Below are 17,114 nucleotides of genomic sequence, written 5' to 3' on the forward strand. Positions count from 1 at the left end.
CCGCGCCCGCCGAGACCGAGCCGTCGGCCACCGCCGAGGAGGCCGCCGCGCTGGCCCGGCGGATCGCGGCGGGCGGACCCATCGCCGGCGAGGGCGAGGCGGCCGCCTCGCCGAAGGTCACCGCCTTCCCGCCGCTGCAGGCGGCCGAGCCCGAGCCCGCGGCGAATCCCCCGGCCGCCGCTGCCCCCGCTCCGAACACGAAGCTCGACGCCCTCGTGGCGCGGGGCGAGCAGCTCCTCACGGCGGGCGAGGTCGCGGCGGCGCGCCTGTTCTTCCGGCGCGCGGCCACGGAGGGCGACCCGCGCGGGGCGCGGGGCCTCGCGCGGAGCTACGACCCGAGCGTGCTGCGCACCCTGCCGGTCGTCGGCCTCGACGGCGACCGGGCGGAGGCCGAGCGCTGGTACCTAAAGGCGGCCGAACTCGAGGCGCGGCGGCGCTGAGCCACCCTCACTCCGGCGCCCCATCGCCGGCGCGCGGCGGGCGCCGGAGCGGGCCGGCGGGCACCGTCTTCGGGATGGTGGTCACGTTCGCCTCGGCCGGGCGGATCGTCGGCACGGGCGCGGGCGGGCCGCTCGCGAGGCGGCCGAGAGCGAGCGCGGCGGCGAGGGCGAGGAGGCCGGCGAGGACGAGCGTGCGCCGCCGCTTCCGGCTCGGCCGCGCGACGGCGCAATGCGGGCAGCAGCGGGCATCGTGCAGGATCGGCTGGCGGCAGCGGCGGCAGCGCGTCAGCGTCATGGCCCCGGCGGCTCCCCGTCAGCGGCCGGAGCCCGGAGCGCCGGCTCCCTCCGGCCCCTCCGCCGCCCCGGCGAAGCAGCGGCGGACGGCTTCCGCGAAGGCGGCCCGCTGCTCCGTCGTGAGGCGCTGCAGCCGCTCCTGCAGCAGGGCCTGCCCCGCCACCGCGTCGGGATGGCGGGCGGCCTCGGCCTCGGTCGGCGCGGGCGGTCTCGTCCGGTTCGGCATCGCGGTGGCGGCCTTCCTCCCGTCCGGGGCCCTCGCGGCCCGGGCCGTCCAGCATCGTGCAATCCGTGCGGGAAGGCCAGTGCCGGGCCGGCGGCGGCTCCTCCGGGCGCCTTGGACGCAGACTTGCTAGGCTGGGGCTCATGGACCTCAACACGATCACCAGCGTCGTCGTCCCCCGCGCCTCCGAGGCGCTGCCGCCGTGGCGCGCGGGCGATGCGTGGCTCGCGGGCGGCACCTGGCTGTTCTCGGAGCCGCAGCCCGACGCCAGCCGCCTGATCGACCTGACGGGCCTCGGCTGGCCGGCGGCGGAGGTGACGGAGGCGGGCCTCACGCTCGCGGCCACCTGCACCATCGCCGCCCTCGACCGGCTCGACCTGCCGCCGGACTGGAGCGCCGCGCCCCTGATCGGGCTCTGCTGCCGGGCGCTCCTCGGCTCCTTCAAGATCTGGAACGCGGCAACCGTCGGCGGCAACCTCTGCCTCGCGCTGCCGGCGGGGCCGATGATCGCGCTCGCCGCCGCGCTCGACGGGACCTGCCTCGTCTGGAACGCGGACGGCACCTGCCTGAGCCTGCCCGTCCTCGACTTCGTGCAGGGGCCGCAGGCGACCGTGCTGCGGCCGGGCGACCTGCTGCGCTCGATCGCGATGCCGGCCGCCGCCCTGAGGCGGCGGGCCGCCTTCCGGCGCGCATCGCTCAGCCCGCACGGGCGCTCGGGCGCCCTCGTGATCGGCACGCGCGACCCCGGCGGCCGGTTCGCGCTCACGGTGACCGCCTCGGTCCGGCGCCCGGTCCGCCTCGCCTTCCTCGAACCGCCCCACGCGGAGACGCTGGCACGGGCGCTCGCCGCGATCCCCCAGGGGCACTGGTACGACGACGTGCACGGCACGCCCGACTGGCGCCGGCACGTGACCCGCGACCTCGCCGAGGAGATCCGCGCGGAGCTCGCCCGATGAGGCTCACCGTCAACGGCCTCGCCCAGGACGTCGCGCCGCGCCCGGGCCAGTGCCTGCGCACGCTCCTGCGCGGGCTCGGCTGGTTCGGGGTCAAGAAGGGCTGCGACGCGGGCGATTGCGGCGCCTGCACGATCCATCTCGACGGCGAGCCGGTCCATGCCTGCCTCGTCCCGGCCTTCCGGGCGGAAGGCCGCGCCGTCACGACGATCGAGGGCCTTGCCGGCCCCTGCGAGCCCGGCGCCGCGGCCCCGGCCGAGCTCCACCCGGTGCAGGACGCCGTCCTCGCCGCGCAGGGGTTCCAGTGCGGCTTCTGCACGCCCGGCCTGATCATGACCGCCGCCGCCCTCGATCAGGGACGGCGCCGGGATCTCGGCGACGCCCTCAAGGGCAATCTCTGCCGCTGCACCGGCTACGGCGCGATCCGCGACGCCCTCGACGGGACGAGCCGGGTGGCGGATGCGGCCGCCGCCTCCGGCACGGACCCGGTGGGGCTGAGCCTGCCCGCGCCCGCGGCCCGGGCCGTCGTCTCCGGCACCGCGCCCTTCACCCTCGACCTCGCCGTGCCGGGCCTCCTCCACCTCAAGGTGCTGCGCTCGCCCCACGCCCATGCCCGCATCGAGCGGATCGAGACGGCGGCCGCCCTGGCATCGCCCGGCGTCGTGGCGGTGCTGACCCACGCGGACGCGCCGGACGGGCTGTTCTCGACCGGCCGCCACGAGATCCCGGAGGACGACGCCGCCGACACGCGCCTCCTCGACCGGGTGGTGCGCTTCGTCGGCCAGCGGGTCGCCGCCGTCGTGGCCGAGAGCGAGGCGGCGGCCGAGGCCGGCTGCCGGGCGCTCGAGGTCACCTACGCGCTCCGTCCCGCGGTGCTCGATCCCGAGGCGGCCCTGCGGCCCGGCGCGCCCCTCGTGCACGATCCCGCCGACCGGCCGATCGCGGAAGCGGGGATCGACGCGCCGCCGCTCCACGCCCACCCGAACCTCGCGGCCGAGGTGCACGGGGCGATCGGCGACGTCGAGGCGGGCTTCGCCGAGGCCCACCGGACCTACGAGGCGACGTTCCGCGCCCAGCGCGTGCAGCACGCCCATCTCGAGACCCACGGCGCGCTCGGCTGGCTCGACGAGGCGGGCCGCCTCGTGATCCGCTCCTCGACGCAGGTCCCCTTCCTGACGCGGGACGCGCTGGCCTCCCTACTCGGCCTCGACCGGGACCGGGTGCGCGTGCTCTGCGGCCGCGTCGGCGGCGGCTTCGGCGGCAAGCAGGAGATGCTGACCGAGGATCTGGTGGCGCTCGCCGTCCTGAGGACCGGCCGCCCCGTGCGATGGGACCTGACCCGCGACGAGCAGTTCGCGGCCACCACCCCGCGCCACCCGATGCGGGTGCGGGTGCGCCTCGGCGCCAGGGCCGACGGCACGCTGACCGCGATCGCCCTCGACGTGCTGGCGAATACGGGGGCCTACGGCAACCATGCGGGCGGCGTGATCCATCACGGCTGCAACGAGGTGATCGGCGTCTACCGCTGCCCGAACAAGCGCGTCGACGGCGCCAGCGCCTACACGCACACCGTGCCGGCCGGCGCCTTCCGGGGCTACGGCCTCAGCCAGACGATCTTCGCCCTCGAATCCGCGATGGACGAGTTGGCCCGCCGGCTCGGCCTCGACCCGTTCGAGATGCGCCGCCGCAACGTCGTGCGCCCCGGCGACCCGATGGTCTCGACGAGCCTGGAGCCCCGGGACGTGGAATACGGCAGCTACGGGCTCGACCAGTGCCTCGACCTCGCCGCGTCCGCACTCCGGGCCGATCCGGGCGAGGCGGCGCCCGGCCCCGAATGGCGCACCGGCACCGGCATGGCGCTCGCCATGATCGACACGGTGCCGCCCCGCGGCCACCGGGCCGAGGCGCGCATCCGGCTCGAGCCCGACGGGCGCTACGGGCTCGCGGTCGGCACGGCGGAGTTCGGCAACGGCACCGCGACGGTGCACGCCCAGATCGCGGCGAGCGTGCTCGGCACCCATCCCGACCGCATCCGCCTGCACGCCGCCGATACCGACGCGGTCGCCCACGACACGGGCGCCTATGGCAGCACCGGGATCGTGGTGGCGGGCCAGGCGACCCTGCGCGCGGCCGAGGCGCTCGCCGCGGCGATCCGCGACCGGGCGGCGCGGAGGCTCGGCGCGGCGCCGGCTGCCTGCCGCCTCGGACCCGAGGCGGTCGCGGGCGGTGGCGCGCGGGTGCCGCTCGCGGAGATCGCGGGCGGTGGCGCGCTCGAGGCGCGTGGATCCGCCGACGGCACCCCGCGCTCGGTCGCCTTCAACGTCCAGGCCTTCCGCGTCGCCGTGCACCCGACGCGCGGCGAGGTGCGCATCCTGAAGAGCGTGCAGGCGGCCGATGCGGGCCGCGTCGTCAACCCGATGCAGTGCCGCGGCCAGATCGAGGGCGGCGTCGCGCAGGCGCTCGGCGCCGCGCTCTACGAGGAGGTGCGCATCGACGCGGCGGGCCGCGTCGCGAATGCGAGCTTTCGCGGATACCACGTGCCCGCCTTCGGCGACGTGCCGCCCACCGAGGTGCTGTTCGCGCAGACCCACGACCGGATCGGCCCGCTCGGCGCGAAATCGATGAGCGAGGCGCCGTTCAACCCCGTGGCGCCCGCCCTCGCCAACGCGATCCGCGATGCCACCGGCGCCCGGCTCGCCGCGACGCCCTTCGCGCCGGACCGGATCTTCCGCGACGTGATGGCGGCGCTCGAAGCGGGGGAAAGGGCGGACGGGCGCGCATGAGCGGTCCGGGGCGGGCGGTCACCCCAGTGCGAAGGGCACCCGGAACACCGTCGTCCGGTCGCTGTACTGCACCTCGACCCACCAGGAGGTCCAATCGAAGCCGGTCGCGTTCGGCCCGCTCAGCATCTGGCGGACCATCTGCTGCGCCTCGCGATAGGCGAGCCCGACATTGTTGCAGAACGAGCCTTCGAGATCCGAGATCCTCTCGTTCTCGGAACACACGTCGAAGAAGAAGCGCGCCATGTCCCCGCAAGCCCCCACGAGATCGAGTCGAGACCTTCCGTCTCGACGCCGGGGTGGTAGCAGCAACGGCGAAGGAGACTCATTAACATTTGCCGAGTCGCAGCGTATTCGACCGAACGTTCCACTGCTTGGAAACAGCATATCTCGGGATTATTGTGCGCAATCTCATCGCGTAGGACCGTATTCGGACATCCGTCTCGGACGAATACGATGTATGATCCATGTTGTTGCGAGCGCTGCGAATCGGGCCCGGGCGGCCGCGCGGTGCGGCCCGGCATCGGCGGTCGCCCGCCGCCGTGACCGGCCCGCATCGTCCGTGGCATGATGGCTGCCTCGCCGAGCTTGAGCCCCCGAGGGGGCTCTTGCGGGCCTCCTGCCGCGAAGGATCCGATGACGAACCCCGCGCCGCTCAACCGCTTCTCCGTCGCGCCGCTCGCCGTGATGACGCGCCGCCTCGCCGACGTCGCGGCGGGCCGCGCCGAGCCCGACCGCGTCATCACCGGCGCGCGGGTGCTCTCGACCTATTCCGAGCGGATCCTGCCCGACCGCGAGGTCTGGATCGCGGGCGGGCGCATCGCCGCCGTGAAGCCGGCGGGCAGCCACCGGGGCGGGGCGCCCCGCCACGACGCGCGGGGCGGCCTGATCGCGCCCGGCCTCGTCGACCCGCATCTCCACATCGAGAGCAGCATGGTCACGGCCTGCGCCTACGCCGAGGCCGCGCTCCTCAACGGCACCACGACGATCGTCTGCGACAGCCACGAGATCGGCAACGTCCTCGACGCCGAGGGCGTCGCCTGGATGCTGGAGGATGCCCGCGAGGCGCCGCTCAACATCTTCCTCACGGTGCCGAGCACGGTGCCTGCCACCAGCCCCGACATCGAGACGGCGGGCGGCGACCTGACGCCCGACAAGATCGCCGCCCTGTTCGACGCCTGGCCCGAGGCGCTGGCCCTCGGCGAGAAGATGGATTTCGTGGCGGTGGCCGAGGGCGATCCCCGCGCCCACGCCATCATCGCGGCGGCGCTCTCCCGCGGGCGCCCGGTCTCGGGCCACATCTACGGGCGGGATTTCGTCGCGCCCTACGCGGCCAGCGGCGTCACCGACACGCACGAGGCGATCGACCGCGACATCGCCGACGACCTCCTGGAGGCCGGCCTCTGGATCTTCCTGCGGGGCGGGCCGCCCGGGACGCCCTGGCACAGCCTGCCGCGGGCGATCGGCACCGTGACCGAGTACGGCGCCGCCTGGAAGCGGGTCTGCGCCTGCACCGACGACCGCGACGCCGACGACCTCCACGCCTTCGGCCTCGACTGGGTGGTGCGCGAGGCCCATCGCCACGGCATCCCGAAGCCCGCCGCCTGGGCGATGGGCTCGCTGCACCCGGCGACGCGCTTCGGGCTCGACGGGGAGGTCGGCGGCCTCGGCGGCGGCCGGCGGGCCGACCTCGTCCTCCTCGACGACGACCTCGTCCCGCAGGCGACGTGGTACGGCGGCGAACTCGTGGTCGAGGATCGCCGCATCACGCCGCGTCTCGAGGCGGCGCTCGCCCGGCCCTACCGCTACCCGGCCGCCGCCTACGCGACCGTACACCTGCCGGACCCGCTTCCCGGCCTCGTGCCCGCCCTGCCGGCCGGCCCCTGCGCCGTCAACGCCATCCGCACGACGCTGCCCGGGATCGAGCTCGTCCACGAGCGCGTCGCGCTCACCCCCGGCGCCGACTGGGCCGGGACGCTGCGGGCGCATGATCTCTGCCACGTCGCCGTGGTCGAGCGGCACGGACTCGGGGCCCGCGTCGCGCACGGGCTCCTCAGGGCCTTCGGGCTGAGGCGGGGCGCGGTGGCGAGCAGCGTTGGCCACGACGCGCACAACCTCGTCGTGGCCGGGCTCGACGAGGCCGACATGCGGGTCGCGGTGGAGGCGCTCGCCGCCGAGCAGGGCGGCGTCTGCGTGGTGGAGGACGGCAGCGTCGTCGCGATGGTGCCGCTGCCGGTCGCGGGCCTCCTCTCGGACAAGCGCGTCGGGCCGGTCGCGGCCGAGATGCGGGCGCTCAAGGAGGCCTGGGCGCGGGCCGGCTGCGCCATCCCCTACATGGGCTTCAACCTGATCCCGCTCTCGGTGATCCCGCAGATCCGCCTGACCGACAGGGGCCTCGTGCTGGTGCCGGAGATGCGGCAGGTGCCGCTGTTCGAGCCGTGAGCGAACGATCCCCGATGGACCCGACCTACCCGCGCGACCTGATCGGCTACGGCCGGCACCCCCCGCAGGCGCGCTGGCCGGGCGGCGCCCGCATCGCCCTGCAGATCGTCCTGAATTACGAGGAAGGGGGCGAGAATTGCATCCTGCACGGGGACGCGGCCTCGGAGGCCTTCCTCAGCGAGATCGTGGGCGCCGTGCCCTGGCCGGGCGAGCGCCACATGAGCGTCGAGTCGATCTACGAATACGGCTCGCGCGCCGGCTTCTGGCGGCTCTGGCGGCTGTTCACGGCCCGCGCGATCCCGGTCACCGTCTTCGGCGTGGCGCAGGCGCTCGCCCGCAACCCGCAGGCCGTCGCCGCCATGCGCGAGGCGGATTGGGAGATCGCGAGCCACGGCCTCAAGTGGATCGACTACGCCCATCTCTCCCGCGAGGAGGAGGCGGAGCAGATGGACGCGGCGATCCGCCTGCACGCGGAGGCCACGGGGGAGGCCCCCCTCGGCTGGTACACGGGGCGCTTCTCGGTCCATACCCGCGACCTCGCGATGGAGCGGGGCTTCACCTATCTCGCCGATTCCTACGCGGACGACCTGCCCTACTGGATCCCCGGCCCCCGGGGGCCGGGCCTCGTCGTGCCCTACACGCTCGACGCCAACGACATGCGCTTCTCGGCGCCGCAGGGGTTCAATTCCGGCGACCAGTTCCTCGCCTACCTGCGCGACACGTTCGACGTGCTCTATGCGGAAGGCGCGGAGGTGCCCAAGATGATGTCGGTGGGGCTGCATGGCCGCCTCGTCGGGCGGCCGGGCCGGATGGCGGCGCTCATGCGCTTCCTCGACCACGTCGCGGCGCACGAGCAGGTCTGGATCGCCCGCCGCATCGACATCGCCCGCCACTGGATGACCCATCATCCGCCGCCCGGATGAGCGCGATCGCGCGGGCCGCCGTAGACGCGGCGGGTGACCGCGGAGACGGAGCGGGGGAAGCGCCCCGCGTCGGGCTTGGAGCAACGAGGACCGGATGACGGCAACGCGCCTCTGGATCAGGAACCCGCTGGCGATCCTCGCCGAGGGGGCGGGCGGCGGCCTCGTGGTGGAGGGAAGCCGCATCGCCGAATTCGTGCCCGCGGGCGGGCGGCCCTCGGCCGCCGTGGACGAGACCGTCGACGCCTCCCGCCACGTCGTGATCCCGGGCCTCGTCAACACCCACCACCACTTCTTCCAGACCCTGACCCGGGCGCATCCGGCCGCGATCAACAAGCCGCTGTTTCCCTGGCTGAAGGCCCTCTATCCGATCTGGGACAAGCTGAACGAGGAGGCGTTCCGGCTGGCCACCCGGCTCGCCTACACCGAACTCCTGCTGTCGGGCTGCACCACGGCGGGCGACCACCACTATCTCTATCCGAAGGGGCTGGAGGCCGCGGTCGACATCCAGGTGGAGGAGGCCCGCGCGCTCGGCATCCGCGCCGTCGTCACCCGCGGCTCGATGAGCCTGCCCGAGAGCGAGGGCGGCCTGCCGCCGGACGCGCTGGTGCAGGACGACGACACGATCCTGGCCGACAGCGAGCGGGTGCTCCGCCTGTTCCACGATCCCCGCCCCGGCGCCATGGTGCAGATCGGGCTCGCCCCCTGCTCGCCCTTCAACGTGACGAAGCGCCTGATGCGCGAGAGCGCGCGGCTCGCCGACGTCCACGATTGCCGCCTGCACACCCATCTCGGCGAGACGCTGGACGAGGAGGCCTATTGCCTGGAGGTGTTCGGGCAGCGCCCGGTCGACTACCTGGAGGAGGTCGGCTGGATGAACCCGCGGGTCTGGCTCGCCCACGGCATCCACTTCACCGATCCGGAGGTGGCGCGCCTCGGGCGGGCGGGGGTGGGCGTCTGCCACTGCCCGACCTCGAACATGACGCTGGCCTCCGGCCGCTGCCGCACCTGCGAGCTGGAGGCCGCGGGCAGCCCGGTGGGCCTCGGCGTCGACGGCTCGGCCTCGAACGACAATTCGAACCTGATCGAGGGCGTCCGCCACGCCTTGATGCTGAACCGCCTGACCTACGGGGCCGAGGCCGTCACCCATCTCGACGCCCTGCGCTGGGCCACGGACGGCTCGGCGCGCTGCCTCGGGCGCGCGGATATCGGCCGTATCGCACCGGGGCGCGAGGCGGATCTCGCCCTCTTCACCCTCGACGAATTGCGCTTCTCGGGCGCCCACGACCCGCTCGCCGCCCTCGTCCTCTGCGGCGCCCACCGGGCGGACCGGGTGATGGTGGCCGGGCGCTGGCGCGTCCTCGACGGGCAGCCCCTCGGCGTCGAGACGGGGCGCCTGCGCGAGGAGCATTCGCGCCTCGCCCGCACGCTGTTCGGGGGCTGACGGCAATCAGCGCAGGAGGTGCGCTGCGCTTCGGTCATCGCACGGGGTCCCTCGCCAGCGCCCGCAGCGTCCGCAGCATCACCCGCGCGCCCGCCTCGATGTCCTCGAGGCTCGCGAACTCGGCCGGGCTGTGGCTGATGCCGCCGCGGCAGCGCACGAAGATCATCGCGATCGGGGCCAGGGCGGCCACCGCCATGCCGTCGTGGCCCGCCCCGCTCGGCAGGCGCAAAACCGCGTGGCCCTCGGCCGCGATCGCCGCCGCGACCGCCCCGGTGAGGCGCGGGTCGCAGGCGGCGGCGCCGGCCTCGTGGGTCCGCGCCACCGCGAGGTCGAGGCGGCGGCGTCCGGCGATGGCGCGCCAGGCGGCCTCGATGTCGGCGAGCACGGCGAGCCGGCGCGCATCCTCCGGGGCGCGCAGGTCGAGGCTGAAGCGAGCCTCCCCCGGGATCACGTTGACGGCGCCGGGGCGCGCGGCGATCTCGCCCACCGTGCCGACGAGTTCGGCCTCCGCACGGCAGCGCGCCTCGACGGCGAGGACGCATTCGGCGGCGCCCGCGAGCGCGTCGCGCCGGCCCGCCATCGGCACGGTGCCGGCATGGCCCGCCTCGCCGCGAAGCGTGACGGCGAGGCGCGTCGCGCCGCTGATCGCGCTCACGAGGCCGACGGGCAGGCCCACCCGCTCCAGTATCGGCCCCTGCTCGATATGCAGTTCGAGATAGCCGAGGAGGTCGCCCGGCCGGCGCGCCGCCTCCCCGATCCGGCCTGGGTCGAGGCCGAACCCACGCAGCGCCTCGGCGAGGCTGATCCCGGCGGCGTCCGTGGCGGCGAGGAGCGCCGGGTCGAGGAGGCCGGCAAAGGCCCGGCTGCCGATCAGGGTCGAGCCGAAGCGCGTGCCCTCCTCGTCGGCGAAGGCGACGACCTCGACGGCGAAGGGCGGCCGTCCGTCCTCGGCGATCCACGCCGCGACGCAGGCGAGGGCCGTCAGCACCCCGAGCGGCCCGTCGTAGCGGCCGGCGTCCCGGACGGTGTCGAGGTGCGAGCCGATCACGAGGGCCGGCCCTCCGGGCTCGCGCCCCTCGGCGCGGCCGATCAGGTTGCCGGCGGCATCGAGACGCGCGCGCAGTCCCGCCTCCTGCATCCAGCCCGAGACGAGGGCGTTGGCGCGGGCCTGTTCGGGGCTGAGAGAGACGCGGGTGAGCGCGCCTTCGTCGGCGCTGATCAGGGCCAGCGCATCGAGGCGGGCCTGGATGCCGGGAGCGAAGCGCAATCCGTCAGCTCCCCCGGTAGGTCTGGTAGCTCCAGGGGCTCGCCACCAGGGGCACGTGGTAATGCCCCTCCGGATCGGCCACGCCGAAGCGCAGCGTCACGACGTCGAGGAAGGGCGGCTCCGGCAGGGCGTGCCCGGCCGCGCGGTGATAGTCGCCGAGGCCGAAGCGGAGTTCGTAGGTCGCGATCGGCACCGGGCGCCCGCCGATCAGCGGCGCCTCGGTGCGCCCGTCGGCATTGGTGCGGGCGCGGGCGACGACGACCGATTCGGTGGCCGAGACGATCTCGGCCAGTTCCAGACAGACGCCCGCCGCCGGGCGCCCGCTCGCGGTGTCGAGGACGTGGGTCGAGAGGCGCCCGGCCGTTCGGAGCGCCCCCTCCCCGCTCACCAGGGCACCGAGCCGGATCGCGGCGATGCGCAGCACCTCGGCCTCCGCGTTCCGGCGCTCGGCCTCGGGCGTGCCCGCGAGCCGCGCCTCGAAGCTCCGCAGGAGCGAAGCGCGCCCGTGGCGCTTGACGCAGACGATGAACGGGAAGCCGAAGCGCGCGCGATAGGCCGCGTTGAGTTCGGCAAAGCGCGCGTCTTCGGCCTCCGACAACCGGTCGAGGCCGGCCGCCGCCTGCTCGGCGATCGAGTCCGGGGCGATGCGGCCCGCGCGGGCGGCCCGCCCGGCGAGTTCGGGGTGGCCGCTCAGCAGGGCGAGGCGCCGCTCCTCGGGCGCGGCGGCGACGGCCTCGCGCATCGCCGCGAACAGCTCCTCGACGCGGCCGAAGGGCCGGCGCCCGGCGGCCTCCTCCGCGACCCAGGGCGCGTGCTCGAACACCGCGCCGAGCGCCGAGACGAACGCGGCGCGGGACGCCGCGTTCAGGGTGCCGAGATCCCAGCCCATCGCCCGCAACGCTCCTCCGGTGACGCGGCCTCCGAGCGTAGCAGACAATGGGCCAGGGTTGGGGCCAGGGTTGGGGCCAGGGTTGGGGCCAGGGTTGGTCCCAGGATGCGTCCGGGCCGGCGCGGCACGGGGCTTGCCGATCCGCCGCGCGGGACCCGACAATCGCCGCCGGAGGAACGACCATGCCCCTGACCGCCTCGCGCTACGGCAAGGCCCGCGTGCGGGTGATGCGCCTCGCCCGGGACGGCGACCACCACACGCCGCGCGAACTCGACCTCACGGTGCTGATCCGGGGCGCGTTCGACGCCGCCTGGACGGAGGGGGACAACCGGGCCTGCATCGCCACCGACAGCCTGCGCAACATCGTCAACGTGACGGCGGCGCGGAACCTCTCGGCCGGCGCGGAGGCCTTCGCGGGGATCCTCGCCGGGCACCTCCTCGAGACCTACCCGCAGGTGGAGGAGGTGAGCCTCGAGGTGCGGGAGACGCGCTGGATCCGCCACGCCGTCGCGGGCGAGCCGCACGGCCACACCTTCATCCGCGACGGCAACGGCTTCGGCTATGCCGGGCTCGTGGCGGAGCGCGGTTCGCGCCGCCTTTCCTCGGGCCTGCGCGGCTTCACCTTCATGAAGACGACGGGCTCGGGCTGGGCCGGCTTCGTGGACGATCGGTACCGGACGCTGCCCGACACGACCGACCGCATCGCCGCCACCAGCATGGACGCCACATGGACCTGGGCGCGCCCGCCCGCCGATTACGCGGCGGCGAACGCGGCCGTGCTCGCCCGCCTCCTGGAGGTGTTCGGCACCACCTACAGCGCCGGCCTCCAGGACAGCATGTACCGGATGGGCGAGGCGGCGCTCGCGGCCGTGCCGGAGATCGCCGAGATCCACTTCGCCCTGCCGAACAGGCACTACATCCCGCTCGACCTGAGCCCCTTCGGCCTCGCCAACCCGGGCACGGTCTTCCTGCCGACGGACGAGCCGCATGGGCAGATCGAGGCGACGATCGGCCGGGGCTGACGCGCCCTACTCGGCCGGGGCGAGGCTCTTCGCAGCGTCGCTCCGGGTCAGCGCGAGGAAGCCGAGGGCCGAGGCGAAGATCACGAGCCCGAACAGGGACGCCGTCCCGAGGACGAGGCCGAAGCCGCCGCGCTCGTGCATGAGCGCGATCATCGGCACCACGAAGCCCGCGGCGGTGAAGCCGAGGAAGTAGCGCACGCTGTAGGCCCGGGCCCGGTAGGCGGCCGGCACGTAGCGCGCGATCATCGCGTCGTTGATCACGACCTGTCCGTAGAGCGCCGCGATCGTCAGGACGAGCCCGATCAGGAGCGGGATGCCCGAACTCGCCGCCGCGAGACCGAGGCCGATCGGCTGCAGCACGGAGAGGCCGACGAACAGCACCGGCAGGGTGAAGCGGTCGACGAGGCGGCCCATGGCAAGCTGGGTCAGGGCGCCGAACACGAAGATCAGGGTCGCCACCGAGCCGATCAGCTCGAGCGGCATCCCCTCCGCGAGGCGCTCGTCGATCACCTTCGGCAGGGCGATGGTGGTGAGGTTGAAAGTGAGGCCGCCCGCCACGATCGCGATGCCGAACACGGCCAGCAGCGCGAGCGGCCGCGAGACCGCGATCACGCTCGCCCCGGCCCCTGCCCGGGCATGGCCCTCGCCGTCGCCGGGCACGAGGGCGACGAAGGCGATGCCGCAGACGAGGCAGATCGTGCCCGGCACGAGGAAGGCCGCCTGCCAGCCGAGATGGGCGGCGAGGAAGGCGGTGGCGCCCGAGGCGAGCGCCGCGCCGAAATTGCCCCAGACGCCGTTGACGCCGAGGTCGCGGCCGAGGCGGCGGGCATGGCTCACGAGCATCGTCGAGCCGACCGGATGGTAGATCGCCGAGGCGAGGCCGAGCACGCAGAGCCAGAGGGCGAAGGCGGTGGGGCTGCCCGCGCTCGCGACCCCGAAGCAGGACAGGCCGTAGCCGAAGAAGAAGATCGCCAGCATGGTGCGCCGCCCGTAACGGTCGGCCAGCCACCCCATCGGCAGCGAGCACAGGCCGAAGCCGACGAAGGCGCCGGTGGCGAGCCCGATCAGCTCGCCGTAGCTCAGCCCCGTCTGAGCCGCGATGGCGAGGACCGCGGTCGGGTAGATCAGCAGCACGTAATGGTCGAGGCCGTGCGCCACGTTCACGAAGCGCAGGATGCGGCGGGACAGGATGTCGGACTCCATCGGGGCGCCTTTCCTCTCTCGCCCCTGTCTACATGACCCGTTGGACGCTGTCGGGCCGAAGGTGTACGCAATCGGGCCAGGGAGGCTGGCGATGGATCCGACCCCGCCCGCGCGAGCCCGCTCGATCCGGGCCGAGGATTACCAGACGATTCCGCGCCGCGTCGCCGTGATGCCGAAGCACTTCGCGGCGGGCAGCCGCACGGAGCGCCATTTCCACGCCCGCGCGCAGCTCCTCTACGCCACGACCGGCCTGATGATGGCGACCGCCGAGGACGGGACCTGGGTGGTGCCGCAGGGGCACGCCCTCTGGATCCCGCCCCGCCTGCCGCACGCGGTCGCCATGCACGGGGCGGTGGCGATGTGCTCGGCCTATCTCGACGCCGAGGCGGTGGCGGCCTTCCCCGGCCGGGCGCAGGTGATCGAGGTCTCGCCCCTCCTCGCCGCCGCCCTCGCCGCGCTCACGCACGAGCCCGTCCTCTACGACGAGGGGGGCCGCGGCGGCCACCTCGCCGCGCTCGTCCTCGACGAGATCGCGCGGGCGCCGGAGACGCCGCTGGCCCTGCCGCTGCCGCGCGACCCGCGCCTGCGCCGCGTCTGCCTCGGCCTGATCGACGATCCGGCCGCGGGCCTCGATCTGGACGCCTGGGCCGAGCGCGCCGGGCTCAGCCGACGGACGCTGACGCGCGGCTTCCGCCGGGAGACGGGCCTCAGCTTCGACGCGTGGCGGGCGCGGGCCCGCGTCGCCCGGGCCCTGGCGCTCGCCGCGGACGGGCGCGGAATCCGGGCGATCGCCGCAGCGGTCGGCTATCGCAGCCTCCAGGCCCTGCGCGGCCGGATGGGGCGCCTGATGCCGGAGCGGGGGACGTCTCCTCTGGATGCGGGCAATGTACGCTCGGTGACGGGTCAGTCGTCGCCGCCGTTACCGACCCGTTCATCTCGGTCGATGTAGAAATGGGAAGCATCCTTCCCGAGGCGGCGCGATGATGAGTGACGAGCCCTCGAAGCGGGATCAGCAGGCCGCATCCCGCGTCGCGCTGCTGTTCACCCTGCTCGGCATCGCGATCGTGATCTACGCGCTCGTCCTGACGACCATGCACTGACCCGCGGCGCGCCTCCTCAGGGGACGCGGCAGGAGCCGTAGCTGATGCTCACGTCGGTCCGGCTCTCGGGGTTCATCTGCGACTTCGCGAATTTCAGCTGCGAGTAGTCGATGGTGAGGAAGTAGATGCCGTTCTGGCACTTCATCGTGTTGCGCGGCCGGCCCTCGTTGAGGCGGGGGACGACCTTCTGGCACTCGTAGAACTCGGATTTGCCGGCCGAGATCAGGTTCATCGTGTCGCCGCCCGAGGTCAGGGAGAAGGAGCGCCGGTCGAGTTCCTCGGTCCGGGGCGCGTCGGGCTTCGCGGGCTCGCTCAGGCGGACGGAGACCTCCTCGGAGCAGATCAGGGCCCGGCGCGACTGCGCCAGGAGGGGCGACGCGCTCGCGACGAGCAGCGCGATCCCGATCACCATCCGCATGACGAGGCCCCCTGCCCGGCCGCCCGAAGACGCCGCCCCTGCGTCCGGTCCGGCCCGTCCTTTGTCGATCGCGCCCCGACCGAGTTCAAGAAGCGCGCCGGCCACACCTGCGCTATACCGCGTCCGTCCGCTATCGCACCGGCTTTGATGAGCGTTTTCGCGGCCTTTCTGCTCATGTGAGGCCCTTTGTGGCCGGTTCGAAGTCACCGGAATTTTCGGAATTGTACGAGGACCGGTCTCGACGCGAGCGCGACCGAAGAGAGCCGCCCGGGATCTGGTCGATCTGCAGGGGGCGATCGATTTAACCGGTTGATGACGGCTACGGCCTAGGTTGCTCTCCTGTTGAGGAGGGTAGCCGATCGTGCCCGTCTGGATTCCAGCTCTATCTCTCGGCGGGCTCGTCTGCCTGATGATCATCCCGGCGCCCGGATATTGGGGCGTGGCCATCGGCGGGCTGTGTCTGCTGATCATCGTCGTCTGGGCGCTGCTCTGGGTCGTCGACCGCATCCTGGCCCCGGTCCGGAACAGGCTCGCCCTCTGGCGGGATGCGCGCGCCCGCAAGAGGCGCCGGGCGATCCACGCGGGTTCGGGGATCGCGCGGAAGGCGTGATCCGGGTGCCCGAGGGCCTGGTGCCGGAGGGCCGTCGCGGAACCCGGGCCGACGCCTCGGCATAGGTCCGGGCGGAGCGCGGCGCTCCCGGAGGAGCATTCATGAAGGACGTCCCCATCGGCAGCACGGGCAGCTTCACCCTGCTCGTCGGGCCGCAGCACCTCGCGAGCCAGTTCAAGGACGCGATCCTGCCGCCGGTCTTCGCCACGCCGATGATGGTGCTCGCCATGGAGAACGCGGCCCTCAACGCGGTCCGCGCCTTTCTCGAGCCCGGCGAGAGCGCCGTCGGGACCAAGGTCGAGGTCGAACACCTCGCGGCGACGCCCGCGGGCCACTGGGTTCGGGCCGAGGCCGAGGTCGTCGGCGTCGAGGGGCGCCGCCTCCGGTTCCGCGTCGCGGCCTACGACGAGGCCGAGCAAGTCGGCGCCGGAACGCACGAGCGCATGGTGGTCGACCTCGACCGTCTCGAGAGCCGGCTCGCGAGCAAGCGGCTCGCCACCCCGGTCCTGCCGCCGACGCGTGAATGACGCGCCGCTCGAATCAACCCGCGGTTGCTCTGCTGGCGATCAGCTTGACAACCGCGCGATGCGCGCAGCGTCACGAGATCAGGAAGTTCCTCGCCTCTGGCGAGTAGCGGCGATAAGGATAAGCTGCCCTATATCGACGACGGCGCGCTTGCCGATAGTGTGCGGATTCCTGCAGATTTCTTGCGGCGCTCTCTTGATTCGCTTACCCTTCGGATGATTTATGCGCCAGAGGGGTACTAAGAACTATAGGATTGCACTCGTGGTGGATGAACCTCAGGCCCAGAATCTCGACTTCGTCGAACTCGCAGGCGACATCGTATCGGCCTACGTCTCGAACAAGTCCCTGCCGGTGGCCGAACTGCCCGCGCTCATCGTCAGTGTTCACGCCGCGCTGAACGGGCTGGCCTCGGGAGGCGTCACCACCGCCGCGGAGACGGTCGAGAAGCCGACGCCGGCGCAGGTCCGCAAGTCGATCACACCGGACGCGCTGATCTCGTTCATCGACGGCAAGCCCTACAAGACGCTCAAGCGCCATCTCTCGACCCACGGGCTCGACCCCTACAGCTACCGCCAGCGCTACGG

General features: G+C 73.6%; 16 protein-coding genes and 2 pseudogenes. 11 read left to right on the forward strand and 7 right to left on the reverse strand.

From position 1 onward, the window contains the following. Positions 1-440, forward strand: a pseudogene (locus E1J50_RS27540) (hypothetical protein); the annotation flags it as partial. Between the two features lie 7 nt (positions 441-447). Here the strand turns inward: E1J50_RS27540 and E1J50_RS22280 are convergent. Continuing rightward, positions 448-735: a hypothetical protein gene (locus tag E1J50_RS22280; protein ID WP_132255968.1), complete on the reverse strand. Its 288-nt coding sequence runs from the start codon at positions 733-735 to the stop codon at positions 448-450. Positions 736-753: 18 nt separating this feature from the next. Further along, entirely contained in the window at positions 754-960 is a 207-nt protein-coding gene (locus tag E1J50_RS22285) for a hypothetical protein (protein WP_132255969.1), read from the reverse strand. A gap of 140 nt (positions 961-1,100) precedes the next feature. Here E1J50_RS22285 and E1J50_RS22290 point away from each other — a divergent pair, with 140 nt between their 5' ends. Continuing rightward, complete coding sequence (locus E1J50_RS22290; RefSeq protein ID WP_132255970.1) at positions 1,101-1,913, forward strand: FAD binding domain-containing protein; 813 nt, start codon at positions 1,101-1,103, stop codon at positions 1,911-1,913. Continuing rightward, positions 1,910-4,693 carry a molybdopterin-dependent oxidoreductase gene (locus tag E1J50_RS22295; protein WP_132255971.1) on the forward strand — a complete coding sequence of 928 codons (2,784 nt, stop codon included), beginning with the start codon at positions 1,910-1,912 and terminating at the stop codon, positions 4,691-4,693. Before E1J50_RS22290 ends, E1J50_RS22295 begins: the two co-directional genes overlap by 4 nt. Before the next feature lie 18 nt (positions 4,694-4,711). Here E1J50_RS22295 and E1J50_RS22300 read toward each other — a convergent pair whose 3' ends face one another. Further along, entirely contained in the window at positions 4,712-4,936 is a 225-nt protein-coding gene (locus tag E1J50_RS22300; protein ID WP_132255972.1) for a DUF6894 family protein, read from the reverse strand. Between the two features lie 390 nt (positions 4,937-5,326). On the opposite strand from E1J50_RS22300, the gene E1J50_RS22305 reads away from it, so the two are divergent. The 3 genes and pseudogenes from E1J50_RS22305 (at position 5,327) to E1J50_RS22315 (ending at position 9,496) form a co-directional block, all read left to right on the forward strand. Continuing rightward, a complete protein-coding gene (locus E1J50_RS22305; RefSeq protein WP_132255973.1) occupies positions 5,327-7,132 on the forward strand; it encodes an adenine deaminase C-terminal domain-containing protein in 1,806 nt (601 codons plus the stop codon). Between the two features lie 14 nt (positions 7,133-7,146). Next, positions 7,147-8,043: pseudogene (gene puuE, locus E1J50_RS22310) on the forward strand (allantoinase PuuE); the annotation flags it as partial. 106 nt (positions 8,044-8,149) lie between these two features. Further along, positions 8,150-9,496, forward strand: coding sequence for an 8-oxoguanine deaminase (locus E1J50_RS22315; protein WP_132255975.1), 1,347 nt, complete (start codon positions 8,150-8,152; stop codon positions 9,494-9,496). A gap of 34 nt (positions 9,497-9,530) precedes the next feature. Here the strand turns inward: E1J50_RS22315 and E1J50_RS22320 are convergent, their stop codons facing one another. Further along, the gene (locus E1J50_RS22320) at positions 9,531-10,763 is read right to left on the reverse strand and encodes an allantoate amidohydrolase (protein WP_132255976.1); all 1,233 of its coding nucleotides are present in this window, start codon (positions 10,761-10,763) and stop codon (positions 9,531-9,533) included. 4 nt (positions 10,764-10,767) lie between these two features. Next, positions 10,768-11,652, reverse strand: coding sequence for a 2-oxo-4-hydroxy-4-carboxy-5-ureidoimidazoline decarboxylase (gene uraD / locus E1J50_RS22325; protein WP_132255977.1), 885 nt, complete (start codon positions 11,650-11,652; stop codon positions 10,768-10,770). 182 nt (positions 11,653-11,834) lie between these two features. Between uraD and pucL the strand changes: the two genes are divergently transcribed. After that, complete coding sequence (gene pucL / locus E1J50_RS22330) at positions 11,835-12,674, forward strand: factor-independent urate hydroxylase (protein ID WP_132255978.1); 840 nt, start codon at positions 11,835-11,837, stop codon at positions 12,672-12,674. Between the two features lie 6 nt (positions 12,675-12,680). On the opposite strand, the gene E1J50_RS22335 is transcribed toward pucL, so the two are convergent. Next, a complete protein-coding gene (locus tag E1J50_RS22335; RefSeq protein ID WP_132255979.1) occupies positions 12,681-13,877 on the reverse strand; it encodes an MFS transporter in 1,197 nt (398 codons plus the stop codon). Between the two features lie 91 nt (positions 13,878-13,968). Here E1J50_RS22335 and E1J50_RS22340 point away from each other — a divergent pair, with 91 nt between their 5' ends. Next, on the forward strand, positions 13,969-14,826 hold the full coding sequence (locus tag E1J50_RS22340; RefSeq protein ID WP_132255980.1) for an AraC family ligand binding domain-containing protein: 858 nt from the start codon (positions 13,969-13,971) through the stop codon (positions 14,824-14,826). Positions 14,827-14,993: 167 nt separating this feature from the next. Here E1J50_RS22340 and E1J50_RS22345 read toward each other — a convergent pair whose 3' ends face one another. Beyond that, complete coding sequence (locus tag E1J50_RS22345) at positions 14,994-15,395, reverse strand: hypothetical protein (RefSeq protein ID WP_132255981.1); 402 nt, start codon at positions 15,393-15,395, stop codon at positions 14,994-14,996. A gap of 361 nt (positions 15,396-15,756) precedes the next feature. Between E1J50_RS22345 and E1J50_RS22350 the strand changes: the two genes are divergently transcribed. The 3 genes from E1J50_RS22350 to E1J50_RS22360 all read left to right on the forward strand — a co-directional run. Then, the gene (locus tag E1J50_RS22350; RefSeq protein WP_132255982.1) at positions 15,757-16,005 is read left to right on the forward strand and encodes a hypothetical protein; all 249 of its coding nucleotides are present in this window, start codon (positions 15,757-15,759) and stop codon (positions 16,003-16,005) included. 101 nt (positions 16,006-16,106) lie between these two features. After that, positions 16,107-16,532: a thioesterase family protein gene (locus E1J50_RS22355; RefSeq protein WP_132255983.1), complete on the forward strand. Its 426-nt coding sequence runs from the start codon at positions 16,107-16,109 to the stop codon at positions 16,530-16,532. Between the two features lie 259 nt (positions 16,533-16,791). Beyond that, on the forward strand, positions 16,792-17,114 hold a 323-nt coding region (locus tag E1J50_RS22360; protein WP_245516700.1), incomplete at its 3' end, for a Ros/MucR family transcriptional regulator.

Source organism: Methylobacterium segetis, from assembly GCF_004348265.1.
Classification (GTDB): domain Bacteria; phylum Pseudomonadota; class Alphaproteobacteria; order Rhizobiales; family Beijerinckiaceae; genus Methylobacterium; species Methylobacterium segetis.

What these genes read in the sequence shown, in the direction of transcription:
- E1J50_RS22345 (WP_132255981.1), bottom strand. Translation starts at nt 15,395, where the DNA reads ATGCGGATGGTGATCGGGATCGCGCTGCTCGTCGCGAGCGCGTCGCCC.
- E1J50_RS22340 (WP_132255980.1), top strand. Translation starts at nt 13,969, where the DNA reads ATGGATCCGACCCCGCCCGCGCGAGCCCGCTCGATCCGGGCCGAGGAT.
- pucL (WP_132255978.1), top strand. Translation starts at nt 11,835, where the DNA reads ATGCCCCTGACCGCCTCGCGCTACGGCAAGGCCCGCGTGCGGGTGATG.
- E1J50_RS22305 (WP_132255973.1), top strand. Translation starts at nt 5,327, where the DNA reads ATGACGAACCCCGCGCCGCTCAACCGCTTCTCCGTCGCGCCGCTCGCC.
- E1J50_RS22290 (WP_132255970.1), top strand. Translation starts at nt 1,101, where the DNA reads ATGGACCTCAACACGATCACCAGCGTCGTCGTCCCCCGCGCCTCCGAG.
- E1J50_RS22300 (WP_132255972.1), bottom strand. Translation starts at nt 4,936, where the DNA reads ATGGCGCGCTTCTTCTTCGACGTGTGTTCCGAGAACGAGAGGATCTCG.
- E1J50_RS22280 (WP_132255968.1), bottom strand. Translation starts at nt 735, where the DNA reads ATGACGCTGACGCGCTGCCGCCGCTGCCGCCAGCCGATCCTGCACGAT.
- E1J50_RS22315 (WP_132255975.1), top strand. Translation starts at nt 8,150, where the DNA reads ATGACGGCAACGCGCCTCTGGATCAGGAACCCGCTGGCGATCCTCGCC.
- E1J50_RS22285 (WP_132255969.1), bottom strand. Translation starts at nt 960, where the DNA reads ATGCCGAACCGGACGAGACCGCCCGCGCCGACCGAGGCCGAGGCCGCC.
- E1J50_RS22335 (WP_132255979.1), bottom strand. Translation starts at nt 13,877, where the DNA reads ATGGAGTCCGACATCCTGTCCCGCCGCATCCTGCGCTTCGTGAACGTG.
- uraD (WP_132255977.1), bottom strand. Translation starts at nt 11,652, where the DNA reads ATGGGCTGGGATCTCGGCACCCTGAACGCGGCGTCCCGCGCCGCGTTC.
- E1J50_RS22355 (WP_132255983.1), top strand. Translation starts at nt 16,107, where the DNA reads ATGAAGGACGTCCCCATCGGCAGCACGGGCAGCTTCACCCTGCTCGTC.
- E1J50_RS22295 (WP_132255971.1), top strand. Translation starts at nt 1,910, where the DNA reads ATGAGGCTCACCGTCAACGGCCTCGCCCAGGACGTCGCGCCGCGCCCG.